The 18,296-nt window shown below is 44.5% G+C and carries 16 protein-coding genes; 10 read left to right on the top strand and 6 right to left on the bottom strand.

The features are described from left to right. Positions 1-278 precede the first annotated feature (278 nt). Positions 279-794 (top strand): GNAT family N-acetyltransferase, encoded by a 516-nt coding sequence (locus R8O11_RS22520; RefSeq protein WP_017634886.1) that lies wholly within the window; start codon positions 279-281, stop codon positions 792-794. Between the two features lie 146 nt (positions 795-940). Here the strand turns inward: R8O11_RS22520 and rplY are convergent, their stop codons facing one another. The 5 genes from rplY to R8O11_RS22495 form a co-directional block, all read right to left on the bottom strand. Beyond that, positions 941-1,219: a 50S ribosomal protein L25 gene (gene rplY, locus R8O11_RS22515; protein WP_005378066.1), complete on the bottom strand. Its 279-nt coding sequence runs from the start codon at positions 1,217-1,219 to the stop codon at positions 941-943. Between the two features lie 284 nt (positions 1,220-1,503). Then, on the bottom strand, positions 1,504-2,853 hold the full coding sequence (locus R8O11_RS22510) for an ATP-binding protein (protein ID WP_267922723.1): 1,350 nt from the start codon (positions 2,851-2,853) through the stop codon (positions 1,504-1,506). Beyond that, positions 2,843-3,502 (bottom strand): response regulator transcription factor, encoded by a 660-nt coding sequence (locus tag R8O11_RS22505; protein ID WP_238952273.1) that lies wholly within the window; start codon positions 3,500-3,502, stop codon positions 2,843-2,845. Before R8O11_RS22505 ends, R8O11_RS22510 begins: the two co-directional genes overlap by 11 nt. 76 nt (positions 3,503-3,578) lie before the next feature. Further along, on the bottom strand, positions 3,579-3,944 hold the full coding sequence (locus R8O11_RS22500; protein WP_372008595.1) for a PepSY domain-containing protein: 366 nt from the start codon (positions 3,942-3,944) through the stop codon (positions 3,579-3,581). 155 nt (positions 3,945-4,099) lie between these two features. Then, positions 4,100-5,851 carry a DEAD/DEAH box helicase gene (locus R8O11_RS22495; RefSeq protein ID WP_054729964.1) on the bottom strand — a complete coding sequence of 584 codons (1,752 nt, stop codon included), beginning with the start codon at positions 5,849-5,851 and terminating at the stop codon, positions 4,100-4,102. Between the two features lie 121 nt (positions 5,852-5,972). On the opposite strand from R8O11_RS22495, the gene rsuA reads away from it, so the two are divergent. From rsuA to R8O11_RS22475, 4 genes are all read left to right on the top strand, one after another. Continuing rightward, positions 5,973-6,674 carry a 16S rRNA pseudouridine(516) synthase RsuA gene (rsuA, locus tag R8O11_RS22490; protein ID WP_318194450.1) on the top strand — a complete coding sequence of 234 codons (702 nt, stop codon included), beginning with the start codon at positions 5,973-5,975 and terminating at the stop codon, positions 6,672-6,674. Between the two features lie 146 nt (positions 6,675-6,820). After that, on the top strand, positions 6,821-7,114 hold the full coding sequence (locus tag R8O11_RS22485; protein ID WP_005378057.1) for a hypothetical protein: 294 nt from the start codon (positions 6,821-6,823) through the stop codon (positions 7,112-7,114). Then, positions 7,111-8,313, top strand: coding sequence for a Bcr/CflA family multidrug efflux MFS transporter (locus R8O11_RS22480; protein ID WP_017820848.1), 1,203 nt, complete (start codon positions 7,111-7,113; stop codon positions 8,311-8,313). Before R8O11_RS22485 ends, R8O11_RS22480 begins: the two co-directional genes overlap by 4 nt. Then, entirely contained in the window at positions 8,313-8,975 is a 663-nt protein-coding gene (locus tag R8O11_RS22475; protein WP_238952274.1) for a DUF2913 family protein, read from the top strand. The genes R8O11_RS22480 and R8O11_RS22475 overlap by 1 nt, the downstream gene beginning before the upstream one ends. 30 nt (positions 8,976-9,005) lie before the next feature. Here R8O11_RS22475 and R8O11_RS22470 read toward each other — a convergent pair whose 3' ends face one another. Next, a complete protein-coding gene (locus R8O11_RS22470) occupies positions 9,006-10,457 on the bottom strand; it encodes a DUF2867 domain-containing protein (RefSeq protein ID WP_213967377.1) in 1,452 nt (483 codons plus the stop codon). 94 nt (positions 10,458-10,551) lie between these two features. Here R8O11_RS22470 and R8O11_RS22465 point away from each other — a divergent pair, with 94 nt between their 5' ends. The 5 genes from R8O11_RS22465 to nhaA all read left to right on the top strand — a co-directional run bounded on the left by R8O11_RS22465 (position 10,552) and on the right by nhaA (position 17,827). Beyond that, positions 10,552-11,928 (top strand): MATE family efflux transporter, encoded by a 1,377-nt coding sequence (locus R8O11_RS22465; protein WP_318194449.1) that lies wholly within the window; start codon positions 10,552-10,554, stop codon positions 11,926-11,928. A gap of 187 nt (positions 11,929-12,115) precedes the next feature. Continuing rightward, entirely contained in the window at positions 12,116-12,787 is a 672-nt protein-coding gene (locus tag R8O11_RS22460) for an ABC transporter ATP-binding protein (protein ID WP_318194448.1), read from the top strand. Then, positions 12,768-15,221, top strand: coding sequence for an ABC transporter permease (locus R8O11_RS22455; RefSeq protein ID WP_005378038.1), 2,454 nt, complete (start codon positions 12,768-12,770; stop codon positions 15,219-15,221). Before R8O11_RS22460 ends, R8O11_RS22455 begins: the two co-directional genes overlap by 20 nt. Next, a complete protein-coding gene (locus R8O11_RS22450) occupies positions 15,221-16,345 on the top strand; it encodes a lipocalin-like domain-containing protein (RefSeq protein ID WP_318194447.1) in 1,125 nt (374 codons plus the stop codon). The genes R8O11_RS22455 and R8O11_RS22450 overlap by 1 nt, the downstream gene beginning before the upstream one ends. A 330-nt stretch (positions 16,346-16,675) precedes the next feature. After that, the gene (gene nhaA / locus R8O11_RS22445) at positions 16,676-17,827 is read left to right on the top strand and encodes a Na+/H+ antiporter NhaA (RefSeq protein WP_005378034.1); all 1,152 of its coding nucleotides are present in this window, start codon (positions 16,676-16,678) and stop codon (positions 17,825-17,827) included. Positions 17,828-18,296: the final 469 nt, after the last annotated feature.

Below are 18,296 nucleotides of genomic sequence, written 5' to 3'. Positions count from 1 at the left end.
TGTGACTGAAGCATAGGAGTTCCCTCCAATCGTTGCCTACTTTAAGTATAACAACAGTTAAAGGGAACATAGCCAATAGATTCAACCTAATGAGTCAAAATGAAAAGTAAATAATGGATCGTTCTTCTTCGAATATTATGATGTGAACTATCATTTAATTAATGAAAATGAAATGGATTAATGTAAAGCGTTGCGACTGTAGCCGTTATCTTTGAGCTTTGGTTTAAAGGGTAGGGTTAAAAGAATTTGTAAGTGGTGAACGCTAATAAAGGATGCTTATGAGATACACAGTAAGGGACGCACTCAAAAAGGAAGCAGCCCAAATCGCCAAGATACACGTTGATTCTTGGCAGGTGGCGTATAAAGGATTAATGCCAAAGAGCTACATAGAGCAGTTTACGATTGAGCGTCGAGAAAGGATGTGGGCACGAGTGATGACGGAGCAACTGGCCCAATTGATCGTAGTTGAGAGGCAAGGAGAAATTGTTGGCTTTTTAAGTTACGAGTTACCTAACCACACCAGCGAAGATAAAACGGCATTAGTGACATGTTGCTACGTTACGCCGCTACATTATGGGCAAGGAGCAGGAAGTGCACTGTTAGATGAGTTAGAGACACGTTTGCTCTCTACGTCAGTTATGCAGATCAGTTTGAAAGCACTGGATACTAATCAACAGGGGCTTAACTTTTACAAGAAGTGTGGTTTTGTGCGTACTGGAGAGGAAGAGTCGGAAGTGATTGAGAGTATGACGCTGACCGATCTCACTTTAGTGAAGTATATTGCCCGTTCATAAATCAAATGTTATATGCCAAATATAGTAAAACCCCGGAGGTGGTAAGACTCCGGGGTTTTGAAATTTTTAGATGTCTCGGTTGGTAAGTCCGATTATCTTTTATGCAAAAGGTTTGGATTTAATCCGATTAATTCCTTGGTAGGGAATTAGATGCGGATGAAGTCCATGTGTTCAACTTTTGGCTTGAACGCGTGACGTTGAACGTCTTGTGGCTTAACTTTAACTTCTTTGCCATCGATAACTAGAACGATGCCTTCGTAGAATTCAGGCTTGTCCATTTGGTTTACGATGTCGTCGTGGTTAAGAACGATAGCTACTGCTGCTTCTTCACCGCCGTATACAACTGCAGGGAATTTGCCAGCGTGACGTAGGCGGCGGCTCGCACCTTTACCTAGTTCAGTACGTACTACTGCTTCGAATTTCATAGTATTTACTCTCAAATTAGTAAAAATCAAATGTTCACAATCAACAATGCGACCTTGTTGTTCGTGGTAAAGCTTGAAACAGGAACTGTTCAAGCGAGCGCGGATACTATCATTCCACTTATAAATGGGCAACCCAAATCGTATCCAAATCAACAAAAAGGTATGATTTAGCGGGGTGGAAGGTTATCCCTTTTAACGCTCTGCTTGGATTTTGTTCACATCGACTTCATTTTCATCGGTTTACTAATCATGGTCCGAAGAACAAAGTTTATGTGTTATATGCTTTATGTTCGGCTGAGATGTAAGACTAAAGATGCTTTTAATCCACCTAAAGCGCTTGTATCCAATGTTAATTGACCTCGGTAACTGTGTGCCATTTCACTGACTATGTTTAGACCAAGACCTGAGCCAGGGGTTGTTTCATCCAATCTAACTCCTCTCTTGATTACTTGACTCAGTTTCTCTTTAGGGATGCCTGGCCCATCATCTTCAATAATGATGTGTATATTTTCCTTATCCTGAGAGGAGTGCACACGAATCATGCTGTTGGCCCACTTATAGCCATTTTCTAGCAAGTTACCTAGCATTTCATCGAGATCGGTCTGCTCTACTGCTACATTCAGCTCTGAATCAAGTTCATTAATTAAGGTAATGCTTCGGCTCGCATACACTTTATCAAACGCCATTGAGATAGCATCCACACGATCTGCTGGGTTCGACTTCACTGATAATATGTTCATCGATCCGGCCATACGGGCACGACCCAAATGGTAATCGATATGGTCTTGTATTTGATTGATTGGAGCTCGGAGACGGGATTGTGCCTCAGGTTCTAACGTCTGAACTTCATTTTTTAGAACAGAAAGTGGCGTTTTAAGTGCATGAGATAGGTTACCTGCATGATTGCGAGCCCTCTCTAGTAATTCTTGGTAATGGAACAGCAGAGCATTGAGGTCGAAGATTAGAGGAGAAATCTCTTTTGGGTAGGTTTCTTCTAGACTCTTTTTATTACCAGACTTCAGCTCGGCTAATTCTTTTTGTAGCTTTGTAAGCGGACTCAATGACCAAGCAATTTGCAGTAAAATGACGGTAAGTACGCCCGCGAATAATAAACCCAAAATAAGCCAAAGTTGGCCGATTAACGTCTGAAGGGTATTTTTAATGGGCTCTTCGTCAATACCAATAACAATGTGAATAGGACCATCGTAATCAGGAAGATACAGTGCTTTTTCTAGCGTAATTAGTTTTTCGCCTCTTGCTCCATACGCATCTTTATCCAAACCTTTGTATTCGATTTTTTTGTCCCACAACGAACGAGAACGTTCGAGGCTTGCCTCTGTAGAGGCACTCCAATACAAACCACTGTAAGGTCGGTTAAATCGAGGGTCTGATAGCTGAGCTGCGAGTGAAAGATGCCCGGTGTTATCGACTTCTAACTGTGCTGCGACTTCATCCATAAAAATGCTGAGCTGTGAGCGAGTGTCATCAACCATATAGTTGTAGACCTGCGTCGGTATCGTCACACCAGCGGCGAGGATCATTGCCGTTAACCAAACGATCGCCGCTAAAACGAGGCGACTTTTGATACTCAGTCGTTTTATTGCGTTCAACGGTAGCCTGTTTCTATTCGGCATTTAATTGGTATCCCAACCCTCGGACAGTTTTGATGATCTTTGGTGCGATTTTTTTGCGAATTCGGCCGATAAAAACTTCGATTGTGTTGGAGTCACGATCAAAGTCTTGTTTGTAAATGTGCTCGACGAGTTCGGTTCGAGAAATCACTTTTTCCGGGTTATGCATAAAGTAAGCGACCACTTTATACTCTAGCGCCGTCAAGCTTATCGCTTGACCTTGCCACATGACTTTAGAAGTGCGTGTATCCAAGCTCAAGTCGCCAATTTGCATCACAGGAGAGGCATTACCAGAGGCTCTTCGAAGCTGTGCACGAATACGAGCGATAAGCTCAACCATTTCAAATGGTTTAGTTAGGTAATCGTCTGCACCTGCGTTTAAGCCTTCAACTCGCTGCGTTAGGGTGTCGCGAGCGCTTAGAATCACGACAGGAGTATTAATGTTTTCATCTCTGATGCCTTTTAGGACGGTAAGACCATCCAGTTTTGGCAAGCCGAGGTCAAGAACAATGGCGTCCCATTCTTCCGAAGTCGCGCGATACAGAGCGTCTATGCCATCTTGGGACAATTCTGGTACCCAGCCGGTACTTTCTAATGTTTCGATGATTTGCTCGCCTAAACGAGGATCATCTTCAACAACAAGTATTTTCATATTGATGATTCTTATTATGTTTGGATTTTTATCGAAGTAAGCTACGCATCGTGTCTGGATGACGCATTAGACAAGTTTAGTTGTTTTGCGGCTTTAACGCTTTGTTAAAGCTGCGACCTTTGATCTCAAGCATTTCTAGCGTGGCGGCGTCGTACTCAACTTTCAGGACGCTGTTGTTGTACAGAATTTTCAATTCATACACCCAAGCATCATCATCTTCTTCAAGCTCGACCTTGATGATGCGGCCGTATAGGTCGTTTTCTACTGCGGCGTAAAGTTCCGAAAATGGTCGTATATATCCTTGTTGAACCGCGCGATAGACCTCATCTTGATCTTCATCGAATTCGATACGTGTTCCTGGCTTTTCGACATCTTGCACGATGGCGTGGCCATTTTGTGATGTGTACTCGTTGCCATGCTTGGCAAAACTTGGTGCACACATGAATGTCGTGATAAGGCCGAAAAGTAACGCAGAATGTAGAGAAGTCGTTGCTTTATACATAGTCAAACCTTTTCTGGAGCGTTAGCCGCAGTATATCGGAGATAGATGAACAGAGAGTGAATCAGCTAATTAAGTTTTGCCATGTGTTGTCGATGTTATTTCAACTCATCTTCAAAAATTTTATCTCGCAGCTTCCAAAAGCGACCAGATTTTCTAGCAATAACAAACTGAGGCAAACGGAAACGATGTTGATTAGCGACAACGCGTGTCGGTGAAGCCTCTTCAAAAGGGCGATGCTTGTCTGCTAAGTGGGGGCGTACGAACTGATCTTTAAACGTTTGTTTTTGTTTTTTGGTACTCAATGTCCAAAACTCATGAACTAACGCATTGCCTTCGCCTTGGTATGGTTCACCAGAATACGTCACCTTTAGCTGAGATTTACCATCACTGGACTTAAATACAGATAGGTCCATTTCTGTGCATTCAAAGATTAATGCATCTTTGAGATTAAGGGCTTCTTTTAGCTTTTTATCTGGGTCTACGAGCGTTGCATCACACTCATGACAAATTCGTGCAGCGATATCGTTGTCCGCACCACATTCACCGCAGTATTTGGCACGAAAACGGTAGCCACAGTGTTCACGTTCGCCTGTGTCTTCATCTTCAAAGTAACCTTGGCAACGTCTGCCAAAATGTTCAACCAAGAAACCGTTACTATCCAACTTACCCCAGAAGTTGTTATTGAATCCGCAAGCCGGGCAAGGAATCGTGATAATTTCACTGTCAGAGTCTGGTTTGGGATCACCGACTTCAGGTTGGTATAAATCGTAGCTGTTGCCTGCGTAATCAAGCACTAAACATTCTGATTTTCCGTCTGATAAGCGTAATCCTCGTCCTACTATCTGTTGGTACAGACTGACTGACTCTGTTGGTCGCAAAATCGCGATTAAATCGACATGCGGCGCATCAAACCCGGTTGTCAGTACCGAAACATTGACTAAGTATTTTATTTGACGATTCTTGAACGCTTGGATGATCGCATCGCGCTCCGGCGTAGGTGTATCACCAATGACGATTTCAGTTTCGCCTTCTGGCAATAAACTGTGTATCTCCTGTGCGTGTCGAACAGTTGCAGCGAAGATCATGACACCTTGACGCTCTTTCGCATATTGCATGATTTGCTCAACAATTTGTGGAGTCGCACGTTTGGCTTTATCGATCACCATGTCCATTTCTGCTTCTTTGTAGCGTCCGGTGTTAGCGGGCTTCAGCTGAGAGAAGTCGTAAGACAAAACGGGCGCATCCATCATGCGGGCTGGAGTGAGGAAGTTTTCGTCGAGCAAGTAACGGATCGGCAGTTCGAAAATACAATCGCGGAAGAATCGAGGCTCTTCGGTTCGCACTTGACCTCGGGTGTGATACTGATAAATCCAGCCCATTCCTAAACGATAGGGCGTTGCAGTTAGTCCTAGCACCTTAATGCCAGGGTTCAGTTCTCGTAAGTGAGTAATAACTTTTTGGTAGCTGCTGTTTTTGTCATCTGGCACACGATGGCACTCATCAATAACGAGCAGAGAAAACTGGTTTTTGAACGAATCTAAGTTACGTACGACCGATTGAACCGAAGCAAACACGACTTGCTGGTCAGTTTCTTTTCGTCCCAATCCTGCTGAGAAGATGGAACCTTTTAAACCATAACCTTCATACTTTGCGTGGTTTTGCTCGACCAGTTCTTTTACGTGGGCGAGGACTAACACTCGTCCTTTCGCAAGGCGAGCAAGTTCTGCGATCACCAAGCTTTTTCCTGCACCGGTTGGCAGCACGATCACTGCTGGTGTCGAGTGTTTACGAAAGTAATGAATAACGGCTTTAACCGAGTCGGCTTGATAAGGACGAAGTGTGTACATGAAAATATGTGAAATTGCTCAACTATTCGAACGAGGAACGCTATAATACCTGACTTTTATACCCAAGTGACCTTTAAACCAAGATTTAGAGATCACTTGGGTATAATTCAATGAGGTATTCATGCGTTTAGATAAATATTTGTGTGACGCTCTGGGTGCAACACGCAAACAGGCAACAAAGATCATCAAAAGTGGAGACATCACCGTTGACGGTGAGGTTCAAAAAAGTGGTGCATTTAAAGTACCTAAAGGTGCGGAAGTGATGTGGGAAGACCGTGTTATTGGTGCTCCTGGTCCTCGTTACATTATGTTGTATAAGCCTGCTGACTTTGTTTGTTCACATGAAGATGGCTACAACCAAACTGCATTCGCATTGCTTGATGAGCCTAAAATTGAAAACCTTCACTTTGCGGGCCGATTAGATGTCGACACAACTGGTTTAGTGTTGATTACGGATGATGGTAAGTGGTCTCACCGTATTACCTCACCTAAGCATAAGTGTGAGAAAACGTACCGTGTTTGGCTCGTCGATGCTATTCAGCCAGATTACGCGGAAAAGCTCGAACAAGGCATCATTTTGCGCAATGAATCAGACGCAACATTGCCAGCTCGTTTGGAAATCATGAACGAGGCCGAGAATGAAGTATTGTTGACTATCGTGGAAGGTAAGTATCACCAAGTGAAACGTATGTTCGCGGCGTTAGGAAATAAAGTTGAGTACTTACATCGTGAGCGTATTGGTTCTATCGAACTTGATGAGGCACTAGAACCAGGTGATTATCGCTACCTCACGCAAGAAGAAATTGATTCTATTTGGAATTAATTGTCGGCATGGGAAATTCTTTAGTTCCTAATAGGAACTAGTCTTTTGGTAGAAATTGGCTCAAAATAAATTTTCCTACCAAAATTAGTGCCTAGACAATTCCGGTGTGCTTACTCATCTCAGTGATATGCCTTTGCATTTAGCTGATGCATGCATACTCTTATTGCAAAGCCTTCGGCTACGGTGAATGGAATGATGGTGTCAACGCCATCATTTTTACTGCATTGTGTTTGTTTCCCATAAACACATTTCGCTTTCACATGCTTTTCTATGTCGAGTTCGTCAAGGTCACACCTTGGTACATATTTGCCCTTATGATTCTCGAACGTTGGATAGAACAGGTTTTTGGCTTCTACATTCAGCGATATGAGAACTTCCGTTATTTTCACTTTGTTCTGCAAGTATTGACGGTAGGGCTCCAACAAGAGGTAAAAGAATGACAGAAAAAGCTCAAAGTGCTCCGCAATCCCAAATCAGTTTTCTATTGTTTCTGGTACTAGGAGCGATTGGTGCTTTGACGCCTTTGGCGATCGATATGTATTTGCCTGCGATGCCGACAATTGCGAAAGATTTGGGGGTCGCGCCTGGCGCGGTTCAGATTACGTTGACGGCTTATACCGCGGGTTTTGCGATCGGCCAGTTAATTCACGGGCCGCTTGCCGATAGCTTTGGTCGAAGACCTGTGTTGATTTTAGGCGTACTTTTCTTCGGCTTGGCTGCTGTTGTGAGTGCGACAACAAATGGCATTGATGCGCTGACCTATGTACGTACGGCACAAGGTTTTGCTGGCGCGGCAGCGGCGGTCATTATCCAAGCTGTCGTGCGTGACATGTTTGACCGTGAAGACTTTGCACGCGCAATGTCCTTCGTTACTCTGGTCATTACTATTGCGCCGTTGGTGGCACCGATGATCGGTGGCCATCTCGCGATTTGGTTTGGTTGGCGTTCCATTTTTTGGGTACTAGCTATTTTCGCTGTAGTTGTGATTTTTCTCGTACTTTGGAAAATCCCTGAAACGTTACAGCCTGAAAATCGTCAGCCTCTTCGTTTCCGCACGACGCTGAGAAACTACGCCAGATTATGCTCCAATCCTGAAGCGATCGGTTTGATGCTCTCAGGTGCGTTTTCATTTTCCGGAATGTTTGCATTTTTGACGGCGGGTTCGTTTGTTTATATTGATTTATATGGTGTTCGACCAGACCACTTTGGTTACCTATTTGGTTTGAACATTGTGGCGATGATCATCATGACCAGTATTAATGGTCGCTTGGTGAAGAAAGTTGGTTCCCATGCCATGCTTCGTTTTGGGTTGTTCGTGCAACTTTTGGCGGGGATTGGTTTATTCGTAAGTTGGTTAATGGACTTCGGATTATGGGGCATTGTACCTTTTGTTGTGCTGTTTATCGGTACATTGTCGACGATAGGTAGTAACGCGATGGCGCTGCTTTTAAGTGGTTACCCATCAATGGCGGGTACGGCGTCGTCTCTAGCGGGGACATTAAGATTCGGTATCGGTTCATTGGTTGGTGCGCTGGTGGCATCACTGCCCGGGAATGTTGCTTGGCCGATGATCATCGTAATGTTTGCTTGTTCTGTGCTTTCAGCACTGTTTTATTGGACTTTAGGAAGAAAGGCGTAATGTCGAATTACACCAAAGAAATTCAAAACTTGGTTAACTCAGCACTTGAAGAGTTAGATCAAGAGCATCGCTCGGGTAAGTTAGCCAATGCCCCTGTTGCGAATAACCATTATTTAGTGCGTTGGGTAACAAAGGCGCTAAAATCACAACGTTTCGGACGTACGGTAGGCGATGACTTAACGCGTTGGCAAAAAGCAGGTCGCTCAAAGGGGAACGATGCTAGTTTGTTGTTTATCTTCAAGCGTATTTCTGCTTTTTATGCGCAATTCTTCCCTGAAGGTGAAGACTTCAAAGTGTTCAAAGATTCAGATATTGAGTCTTTTCTTGATTTGATGGAGCAAGCAGGCTGGGAAGTCTCGACGTCTGAGCAACTGATTGGGTGCGGCAAAGTACAAATCTTCACTGAAGGTCAAAACTCTTTAGCGTTATGTGCAGACCAATGCGAAAGCTGTTTTGATGGCGAGTTGCTCGTAAAGCCAATGAGTTGGTTTGTACGTGGCAATCATGCTGAGTTTGTTGAGAAAGCAGCGCAAGCGGGCTTTATGGTACATAAGGTAACAGACTACAAATCGATGGTGAAATACCATGGCGAGTACCTTATTTTTCCAGCAAACGAAGGCAACCAGTTAGCCGAAATTCCACTCTCGTTCAAAGCTGACTAAAGTGACATTTTGAGTGTTTAGAAGCCCCTGTTATTGGGGCTTTTTGTTTTCTAAACGGTTTGCTTCTTTCGCGATGGCTTTGACCATGCCTTTAAATATGAAAAGATGGGCTGGCATCATTGCAAACCAATAAAGCAGCCCAAGAAACCCTTGCGGGTGCCACCAGGCGGTAATATCCAGCTCTCGTTCGTCACCGAGATCTTTGATGGTAATTTCTAAACGCCCAAGGCCTGGGCCTTTCATACCAAAAAACAGTGAAAGAAACTGATTATTATCGCAGCGAATCACTTTCCAAGAGTCAATAAAATCACCGACTTTAAGCTCTGGTCCAGGAGGAGAAACGCGAATCGGTTTTCCGCCACCAAAAAAGATATCGAGCCATTCACGTGTACGCCACAAGATGTTGGCAAAGTAATAACCTTTTTCGCGACTCCCGATCTTTTGCGCCACTTTCCATAATGCCGCAGCGGAGGCATGAGTTTTAATGCTCGCTCCAGCTTGTTTTGGGTAATAGCCATATCCTGGTTGCCATCGACGAAGCGCTGCGGGTTCAAACCCCCAGACATTACTGCGTACAAATGTGCCTTCATCTTGAATGGTATCAGTTACCGCTTGCTCGTAGCTGATCAGCGTTTGAGGAAATCGTTCTTCAATCGCTTTGGAGTCTGCAATGTAGTCGTGCTCTAAGCCCGCAAGTAATGCTTTACCGATACTAGTTGGCACTGAGGTAACTAAACCTAGCCAGTACGATGCCATTTTCGGAGTAAGTAGCGGGGTCGACCACAGCCGATACGGCTTGTTCGTGATTCGGCAAATGACTTTGAACTGTTCGCGGTAGCTAAGTGTATCTGGCCCACCAACTTCATAAATTTGACTTTCTTCTGGAGAGGGGGCTTCTGCTAACTTCAACAAATAGTGGTTGAGATTGGGCAAGGCAATAGGGTTCGCTTTTGAGTCGACCCATTTAGGCGCGGTCAAAATAGGTAAGTTGTAGACAAAGTCACGCATGATTTCGAAAGCGGCAGAGCCGGGGCCGATGATAACGCCAGCACGCAATTCAGTTACTGGAATACCAGACTGTCGAATTATTTTTCCCGTGGCTTTACGAGCGGCTAAATGGCGAGAGTTTCCGGTTTGAGGTTGAATGGCGCTCAAATAGATAACATGCTCGACGGAGCTTTGTTCCAACGCAAATTTGAAGTTCAAAGCAAGGTTTAGTTCGTACTCAACAAAGTCATCACCTTGAGCCATCCCGTGCACGAGAAAAAATACTAAATCAAAATCGTTCACTACAGCCTTCGTGGTCTCTGCGTCAGCCAAGTCGAGATACCTTAACGTTAAATTAGGGTGAGGCTGAGTTCTTGACTCTAAATAATCAATATGTCGCGCCGCTGCTGTGACGGCGTAACCTTTATCTAAAAGTAACGGAAGAAGTTGAGAGCCAATGTAACCCGAGGCGCCTAGCACCAACACCTTTTTCATTATCTGTCCTTTTATCGTTGGTGGAATAAACACCACAGAGTATAATCATGAGACACTTTCCCCATTCTATCAATAAGTTGTCGTTGGAGCGCTTGTGACTTTTCTTTCTCAACTCTCAATACACGCAGATAAAGCATTCTTACGTCGTTTATTTGCAATCGCGTTACCAATTACACTGCAAAGCATGATGTTTTCAAGCCGAAGCCTCGTCGATGTTCTTATGCTTGGTCAACTTGGTGAAGCTGAAATTGCCGCTGTTGGAGTTGCTGCACGCGCGACTTTCGTCACCACCATCATGTTAGTTGGGGTGACAACGGGCGGTGCGTTGTTAACCGCTCAATATTGGGGGGCTGGCGATAAAGTTGGGGTGCGTCGCAGTACCGCTTTAACATGGATGATCGCAATGATGTTTGCTGCGATTGCTGTTGCTTTGTTTGTTGTTTTTCCACAACTCATCATGAGCTTGACTACCGATTCACAAGAAGTGATTGAATTAGGGGCCAGCTATCTCATTATTTCGTCGGTTAGCATGTTTGCTGTTGCATGTGTGGCCAGTATGTCGGTGGGCCTAAGGGCGATGCACCAACCAGGCCTAAGCACTTTTTTTAGTGGTATAGGCATTTTATCTAATGTTTTTCTTAACTGCGTTTTAATTTTTGGTCAATTAGGCTTTCCTGCTCTGGGTATTACGGGAGCAGCGATCGCAACGGTAATCAGTGGCGCGATCGAAGTAGGTTGCTTGTTTGGTTATCTATGGTTGAAAAAACACATAATCGCATTTGGTTGGGATGATATACGCGCAGGATTGGTCTTAGATAAAATTACGCGTTTCTTGAGCCTCTCTTTGCCAACCACATTTAACTTCTTGGCGTGGGCTGGTGGGCTGTTTGCTTATCACGCCATCATGGGGCAAGCAGGCGTACAAGGTTTGGCGGCACTTTCCGTAATGACACCTGTTGAGTCGATCGCATTGGCGATGATGATTGGCTTATCGAATGCGGCTGCAGTTCTAGTCGGGAACCAGCTCGGCGCTCGTAATTTTGAACCCGTTTATTATCAAGCATGGGCTACGGTCATTTTGAATGTGCTTATCGCATTTGTGGTCGCCATCTTGTTGATAGTGTCAAATCAATGGATCCTTAATGCGTTTAGTGCACTGACAACAGACACTCGCGAGCTAGCTGAACAGTTTATGGTGATTCTAGCGTTGGGTGTCGTGTTACGCTCGGTGCCGATGATGGCGATTGTTGGTGTATTACGCGCGGGCGGTGATGTTAAGTTTTGTTTGTATCAAGACATCTTGGCGCAGTGGGTGATCGGGATTCCACTCGCAGCATTTGCAGCGATTTATCTCAATTGGGACCCACAATGGGTTTACTTACTCTTTTTGACGGAAGAAGTTGTGAAGTGGGCGATTTGCTTGCCAAGAATGGTTAGCCGAAAATGGATGAAAAACCTGATTGGCCAGTAAGGAGGAACAGAGTTTATTTTGGCTGCAAAAATCTGCTCAAAACGTCAACAAAATTAGCAACAGAAAGTGAATCGAGTTGCATTTGTACTTCCATAGTGTGATCAAGCATTCAAAATACTTTCTACTAACAGGATTTTAGTGTAGATTCTGATCCCAATTTTTAAACACCATCCGAGCGGCATAATCAATGTTAAAACTGTCAGACCTATGTAAAGGCTATGTAGACGGGGGAGAGTTTCACCCTGTATTACAAGGGGCAGAATTAACATTGCAGCAAGGCGTCCAAGTTGCTCTGATGGGAGAAAGTGGTTCGGGTAAAAGTACTCTGCTGAATTTAATCGCCGGATTAGATACTGCTGACTCTGGTGAAGTGCAGTTTCCAAATTTTGCTATGCATGAAGCACCGGAGCATTTAAGAACCCTTTATCGCCGCAACAATATTGGTAATATCTTCCAACAATTCAATCTGCTTCCTACACTTAATATTGCCGACAATATTCGTTTTTGTCGTCAGTTAAAAGGTCTGCCGGAAGATAAAGAGTTGTGGCGTCAAATTCTTTCTGCTTTGGACTTAATGCCATTGCTAGGACGTTATCCGGAAGAGGCGTCTGGTGGTCAGCAACAACGTGCGGCGATTGCTCGCGCCCTTTATATGGAACCCAAAATCCTGCTTGCTGATGAGCCAACTGGTAGCCTAGACGAGCGAAACGCAGAAGCAGTAATGCGCTTATTAACGAGTCTCGCTCGCCAATTGGAGTGTACTTTGCTGTTAGTGACGCACAGTGAAAAAGTGGCCGCCCATATGGAAGGAAAGATTCGACTTCAAGGAGGGCAGCTACATGTTATGGCCCGTAGTTAAGGCACTACTCGGTCATTACCGTCGTTACCCTCTACAAATTATTCTTGTCTGGCTGGGATTAACTTTAGGCGTGTCCCTCCTTGTTGGTGTTACTTCTATCAACCAGCATGCAAAACAAAGTTATGCAACTGGGGAAAAACTTTTCTCTAATCCTTTGCCATACCGAATCCGAACGAAGCACTCTGCCAATAAAATTCCTCAAGGTTTCTATATTCAGTTACGTCGAGCTGGGTTTAACCAATGTGCACCGTTTGATGTGCTTCATCTAGATGCCAAGACCGATATGAGCCTGATGTTGGTGGGGATAGATCCTGTCGCGATGATCCCACTACAACAAGGAAAATCGCTAGGTGAGATGCCTGTTTTATCACTAATGAAGCCTCCTTATCCTATTCTTGTTAGTCAAGATTTGGCCGCTTACATGAGTTGGCAGGATGGGGACTTCATTGAGATGAATGACGGAAGCCGTCTTGGGCCTATTCAAGTAGATAAGGACAAGATGCTTTCGGGTACTCGGCTGGTTACTGATATATCGTTGTTGCGTATGCTCAAGCGGAGCTCAGGTTTGTCTGCGATTTCTTGTGGTGAAATGCCAGAGGAAAAGCTAATAGCACTGAAAAACATGCTGCCAAACGGAATGACGCTCGTTAGGAATACGCGTACAGAGCTTGAGTCGCTAACTAACGCATTCCATATGAATCTCACTGCGATGGGAATGCTGTCGTTTTTGGTCGGGTTGTTTATTTTTTATCAAGCGATGTCTCTGTCTTTCATCCAGCGACAACGTTTGGTAGGTATTTTGAGACAGACTGGTGTTAACGGAACACAGTTAGCGCAAGCTTTATTACTAGAGTTGTCTTTGCTCGTCTTTATTGCGTGGGCGTGTGGTAACTTTTTTGGCTTGATCTTAGCAAATGAACTTATCCCAGCAGTGTCTTCGAGCCTGAGTGATTTGTATGATGCCAACGTAGGCTTAACCATAGGATGGTCATGGCAATCTAGCTTATACAGTCTAATCATGGCAGCGATGGGTGCGTTGATATCGTGTCTGTGGCCATTAATCCGTTTGTTGAAGTCACAACCAATCCGCCTTTCTTCTCGACTGTCGCTAATGCGATTTGCTGGAAGAGAGTTCTCTTGGCAGGCGCTTGCGGCATGTGCGTTTTGTGTCGCTGCAATAGCGGTATATCAGGCGCCGAAAACACAAGAAACCGGCTTTGCTATTATTGCTCTGATGTTGGTTAGTGTGGCGTTGTTTATGCCATTTATTATGTGGCATATGTTCCAAAGTTTTTCTTATACCATGCGATGGGTTCGTGTCCGTTGGTTTTTTGCTGATGCAGCAGCCAGCATGAGCTATCGCGGTGTGGCTACGATGGCGTTTATGTTAGCGCTGGCGGCAAACATTGGTGTAGAAACAATGGTCGGAAGCTTTCGAGATACAACCGATAAGTGGCTAAATCAGCGATTAGCCGCTGATGTGTACATCTATCCGACCAACAATTCAGCCGCTAGGATGAGCGCATGGCTCCAGAATCAGCCAGAGGTGAACTCGGTTTGGTGGCGCTGGGAAAAAGATATGCCGACCGAGCACGGTGCTCTACAAGTTGTAAGTACGGGCTCTTCTGAAGGTGAGTTAGACTCACTTACCGTCAAGTTAGGTGTCCCAAATTACTGGTATCAACTGCACGCTACCAAGAGCTTAATGGTCAGTGAGTCGATGGCCTTGAAGCTGGATATCCGCCCTGGCGATTTCATTAACTTGCAAGAACCGCTTGGTGGTGATTGGCAAGTCGTAGGCGTTTACTACGATTATGGAAACCCATATAACCAGGTGATGATGTCGCACCGGAATTGGCTGTATGCATTTGCAGGTACGGGTAATGTTGGTCTTGGCGTAGTATTAAAAGATAACGTCAATGGAGAAGGGCTGAAAAATCGCTTAGAGAATGTATTCCGTCTCCCGCAAGATCGTGTGTTTGATAACGGTAATATTTATAGCCAAGCAATGAGAGTGTTTGATCATACCTTTGCGATAGCAGGAACCTTGGGCAATATCACGCTGATTATTGCTGTGTTTGGTTTATTCTTTGCGACGTTGGCAGGAGAACTTTCACGGCAGCGGCACTTTTCCTTATTAAGGTGCATGGGTGTGTCCGGAAAAGAACTTGTCGTATTAGGTGGTTTGCAGCTATTCGTCTTCGGAGCCATTTCTGCGATTATTGCAGTGCCGCTCGGCTTGGCGCTCGCACATTTGATCGTTGATATTATCATTAAGCAATCATTTGGCTGGTCTCTAGAGCTTCAAACGATTCCATGGGAGTATGCTCAAACCATTGCTTGGGCAATGCTTGCCATCATGGTTGCTGGCGCATTGCCAGTTATTAGAATGATCAAAAGTACACCGATGAAGTCATTAAGGGACGCGTTGTAATGAAAAAAATGGGCTCTAAAAAACGCTTGTTGGTTTCAACGCTCATTGTTGTTACGTTCGCTTTTCTGACTGGGGCTGCTTTTTACTCGACTTTTTGGTTAGAGGCGACAGCAACACGAGAAAGCGAACTTGATTCTATCTTAACGCGTGAAAATCAAACGATTTTCGAGCCTGTACTACCTAATGAGCATGTCTCTTTACCCTCAGACTTTCGCTTTCATCCCGAGTATCAGCATGAATGGTGGCACTACTTTGCGAAACTAAAAGATGAGCAAGGCAAGATCTACAATGTTCAATGGAGCTATTTCAGGGTTGCGACGGACGAGCGAGAAACCAGCGGTTGGCAGAACCCTCAATTGTACATTTCACATGTTGTCGTCAGTCATGGCTCGCATGTATGGAAAGAGCAACGGGTAGCTAGAGGAGGGATAGGCCAAGCTGGTATGATCAATCGTCCTTTCAGGTTATGGATTGATAATTGGACTTGGCGATCACTCGGTGCGACGCCTTTCCCGGGTAACTTGAATGTGAATACTGATACGTTTGGACTTGAGCTCAATACCATGACAAACGGCCCCTTTGTCGTGAATGGAGACAAAGGTTTCCAAGTTAAACATGCGTTGCAATCTGTTGCTTCTTTCAGCTTCAGTGCTCCATTTTTAAAAGTAAAAGGCAGCTTAAGCTTAAATGGTAAGCGATTCTTAGTGACGGGTTCTGCTTGGGCGCAAAAAGAGTGGGGCAGCGGCTTAATTGGTGAGGGGCAACAAGGCTGGGATTGGTTTGTTTTCAATTTAGATGATGGTCGAGCATTAACTGTTAGCCGTTATCGTCACCATGGGCAAACACCGCACGTGTTTGGCACGTTGTCGACACGCTCAGGTAAAGTCATCAACCTCTCAGACGATGATATCAGTATCAAGCCAATGCAAGTGACCAGTTTATCCAATGGAAGAAGGTTACCTTTGCAATGGATTATCAATATTCCGAAGCATCAAATTAATTTGACTACCCGCATTATCAAGTCAGATATGTGGCTACCCTTTGTAATACCTTACTGGGAAGGGTCTACTTTAGCCTCCGGCTCCAATGAGGCTTGGGGCTTTATGCAGCTGACAGGCTATTGAGTTGTGAAGAAAACCACCCCCTACGGGTGGTTTTTTAGTGCGCGAAGCTTCCTAGCTTTTTCTCAAAAGTACGGGGTTATCATGATGGTACAAGCCGTGTTATGCTGATTTTCTCATCATCTTGATAAATATTTGGTGCGACAAAAACAAATACGATCTCCGATCAAAATTGAGTGTCATGTTGGAAAATACGATGTATAGTAAACTTAACATCGAAAAAACCGAAGTTTATACTCTGAAGAAGCGATTATTCTAAAGTTTTCGACAGCTATACACTCTTATCACTCTTTGTTAATCGTTTATCAAGATAATAAATATAAGGACGAAACCATGAACGATGTCATTCGTGACTTTTTCAAAATGGAATCAGCAGGTGGTATTCTTCTCGTAATCGCAGCGGCAATTGCGATGACCATTGCTAACTCACCGCTGGGCGAAACTTATCAATCTGTACTGCATACTTATGTATTCGGTATGTCAGTTTCTCACTGGATTAATGACGGCCTAATGGCTGTTTTCTTCTTACTTATTGGCCTTGAAGTGAAGCGAGAGCTACTTGAAGGAGCGCTAAAATCAAAAGAAACCGCAATTTTCCCTGCGATTGCAGCGGTTGGTGGTATGTTAGCCCCTGCTCTTATTTACGTTGCGTTTAATGCTAACGACCCAGAGGCGGTTTCTGGCTGGGCAATTCCAGCTGCGACGGATATTGCATTTGCTCTAGGTATCATGGCGCTACTAGGTAAGCGCGTACCAGTAAGCCTTAAAGTGTTTTTGTTAGCTCTCGCTATCATCGACGATTTAGGTGTGGTTGTTATTATTGCACTGTTTTACACAGGTGATCTTTCTAGCATGGCGCTGCTTGTTGGCTTCATCATGACTGGTGTCCTGTTCATGTTGAATGCGAAGGAAGTAACGAAACTGACACCATACATGATAGTCGGCGCGATCTTATGGTTTGCGGTACTTAAATCTGGTGTTCACGCAACACTTGCAGGCGTAGTGATCGGCTTTGCTATTCCTCTTAAGGGTAAACAGGGCGAACATTCCCCACTTAAGCACATGGAGCACGCACTTCATCCATACGTGGCATTTGGTATCTTACCTCTATTCGCATTTGCAAATGCGGGGATTTCGCTAGAAGGCGTATCGATGTCAGGCCTAACTTCAATGCTGCCATTAGGTATTGCTTTGGGGCTACTGGTTGGTAAGCCTCTAGGTATCTTCACCTTTAGTTGGGCTGCTGTGAAAATGGGTGTAGCTAAGCTACCGGAAGGCATTAACTTCAAGCATATCTTTGCGGTCTCTGTGTTGTGTGGTATCGGTTTTACAATGTCTATATTCATTTCCTCTTTAGCGTTTGGAAATGTAAGCCCTGAGTTTGATACCTATGCTCGACTAGGCATCTTAATGGGCTCGACGACAGCCGCGTTACTTGGCTACGCGTTACTGCACTTTTCTTTGCCTAAGAAAGCGCAAGCGTAAGATACACACTGTTTAGTAAAGCCTCCCATTCGGGAGGCTTTTTTATGTCTGCAGATCGGCACATCAACCACTTCAGGGTGGTTACTTTTGTGACCAACTAAGGTCTAGCTTATGGAGTTGGGGCAAATCATCGAAAGAGGCGCTTGGTAAATCTACAGGCGAAAAAAAGCCCAGCCGAAAATTTGACTGGGCGGATACAAACATAGGAGTTAATAAGAAAAAAGCAGCAACGTAACAATTAGATGGAAACAAGTTTGACGGCCAGTGAAACTTCAAATGCCCTAACTGTTACGTATATTCAGACCGAGCCTTTTCCAAACAGTTCCATTTTTTTTCAAAAAATTTCTACTTAATGCTTTCTAGCTTCTTACACACCCGAAAGTAATAGAAAAGTCGAGATGGATTACCAACTTGGCGAAGTTACTAACTTCTGTGTTTCTCATTTTATCTCCCCGAGAACCGAAGATGT

It is taken from the genome of Vibrio sp. 1288, from assembly GCF_033344475.1.
Note: the sequence above shows the minus strand (reverse complement) of the source record. Positions and strands in the feature narration are given on the sequence as shown.

Bases quoted from the DNA above. Each gene is read 5' to 3' on its own strand.
- R8O11_RS22495 (WP_054729964.1), bottom strand. From the start codon at position 5,851: ATGTACACACTTCGTCCTTATCAAGCCGACTCGGTTAAAGCCGTTATT.
- R8O11_RS22480 (WP_017820848.1), top strand. From the start codon at position 7,111: ATGACAGAAAAAGCTCAAAGTGCTCCGCAATCCCAAATCAGTTTTCTA.
- R8O11_RS22455 (WP_005378038.1), top strand. From the start codon at position 12,768: ATGTTATGGCCCGTAGTTAAGGCACTACTCGGTCATTACCGTCGTTAC.
- R8O11_RS22510 (WP_267922723.1), bottom strand. From the start codon at position 2,853: ATGCCGAATAGAAACAGGCTACCGTTGAACGCAATAAAACGACTGAGT.
- rplY (WP_005378066.1), bottom strand. From the start codon at position 1,219: ATGAAATTCGAAGCAGTAGTACGTACTGAACTAGGTAAAGGTGCGAGC.
- R8O11_RS22485 (WP_005378057.1), top strand. From the start codon at position 6,821: ATGCATGCATACTCTTATTGCAAAGCCTTCGGCTACGGTGAATGGAAT.
- R8O11_RS22475 (WP_238952274.1), top strand. From the start codon at position 8,313: ATGTCGAATTACACCAAAGAAATTCAAAACTTGGTTAACTCAGCACTT.
- R8O11_RS22500 (WP_372008595.1), bottom strand. From the start codon at position 3,944: ATGTGTGCACCAAGTTTTGCCAAGCATGGCAACGAGTACACATCACAA.
- R8O11_RS22520 (WP_017634886.1), top strand. From the start codon at position 279: ATGAGATACACAGTAAGGGACGCACTCAAAAAGGAAGCAGCCCAAATC.
- R8O11_RS22460 (WP_318194448.1), top strand. From the start codon at position 12,116: ATGTTAAAACTGTCAGACCTATGTAAAGGCTATGTAGACGGGGGAGAG.
- R8O11_RS22450 (WP_318194447.1), top strand. From the start codon at position 15,221: ATGAAAAAAATGGGCTCTAAAAAACGCTTGTTGGTTTCAACGCTCATT.
- nhaA (WP_005378034.1), top strand. From the start codon at position 16,676: ATGAACGATGTCATTCGTGACTTTTTCAAAATGGAATCAGCAGGTGGT.
- R8O11_RS22505 (WP_238952273.1), bottom strand. From the start codon at position 3,502: ATGAAAATACTTGTTGTTGAAGATGATCCTCGTTTAGGCGAGCAAATC.
- R8O11_RS22470 (WP_213967377.1), bottom strand. From the start codon at position 10,457: ATGAAAAAGGTGTTGGTGCTAGGCGCCTCGGGTTACATTGGCTCTCAA.
- rsuA (WP_318194450.1), top strand. From the start codon at position 5,973: ATGCGTTTAGATAAATATTTGTGTGACGCTCTGGGTGCAACACGCAAA.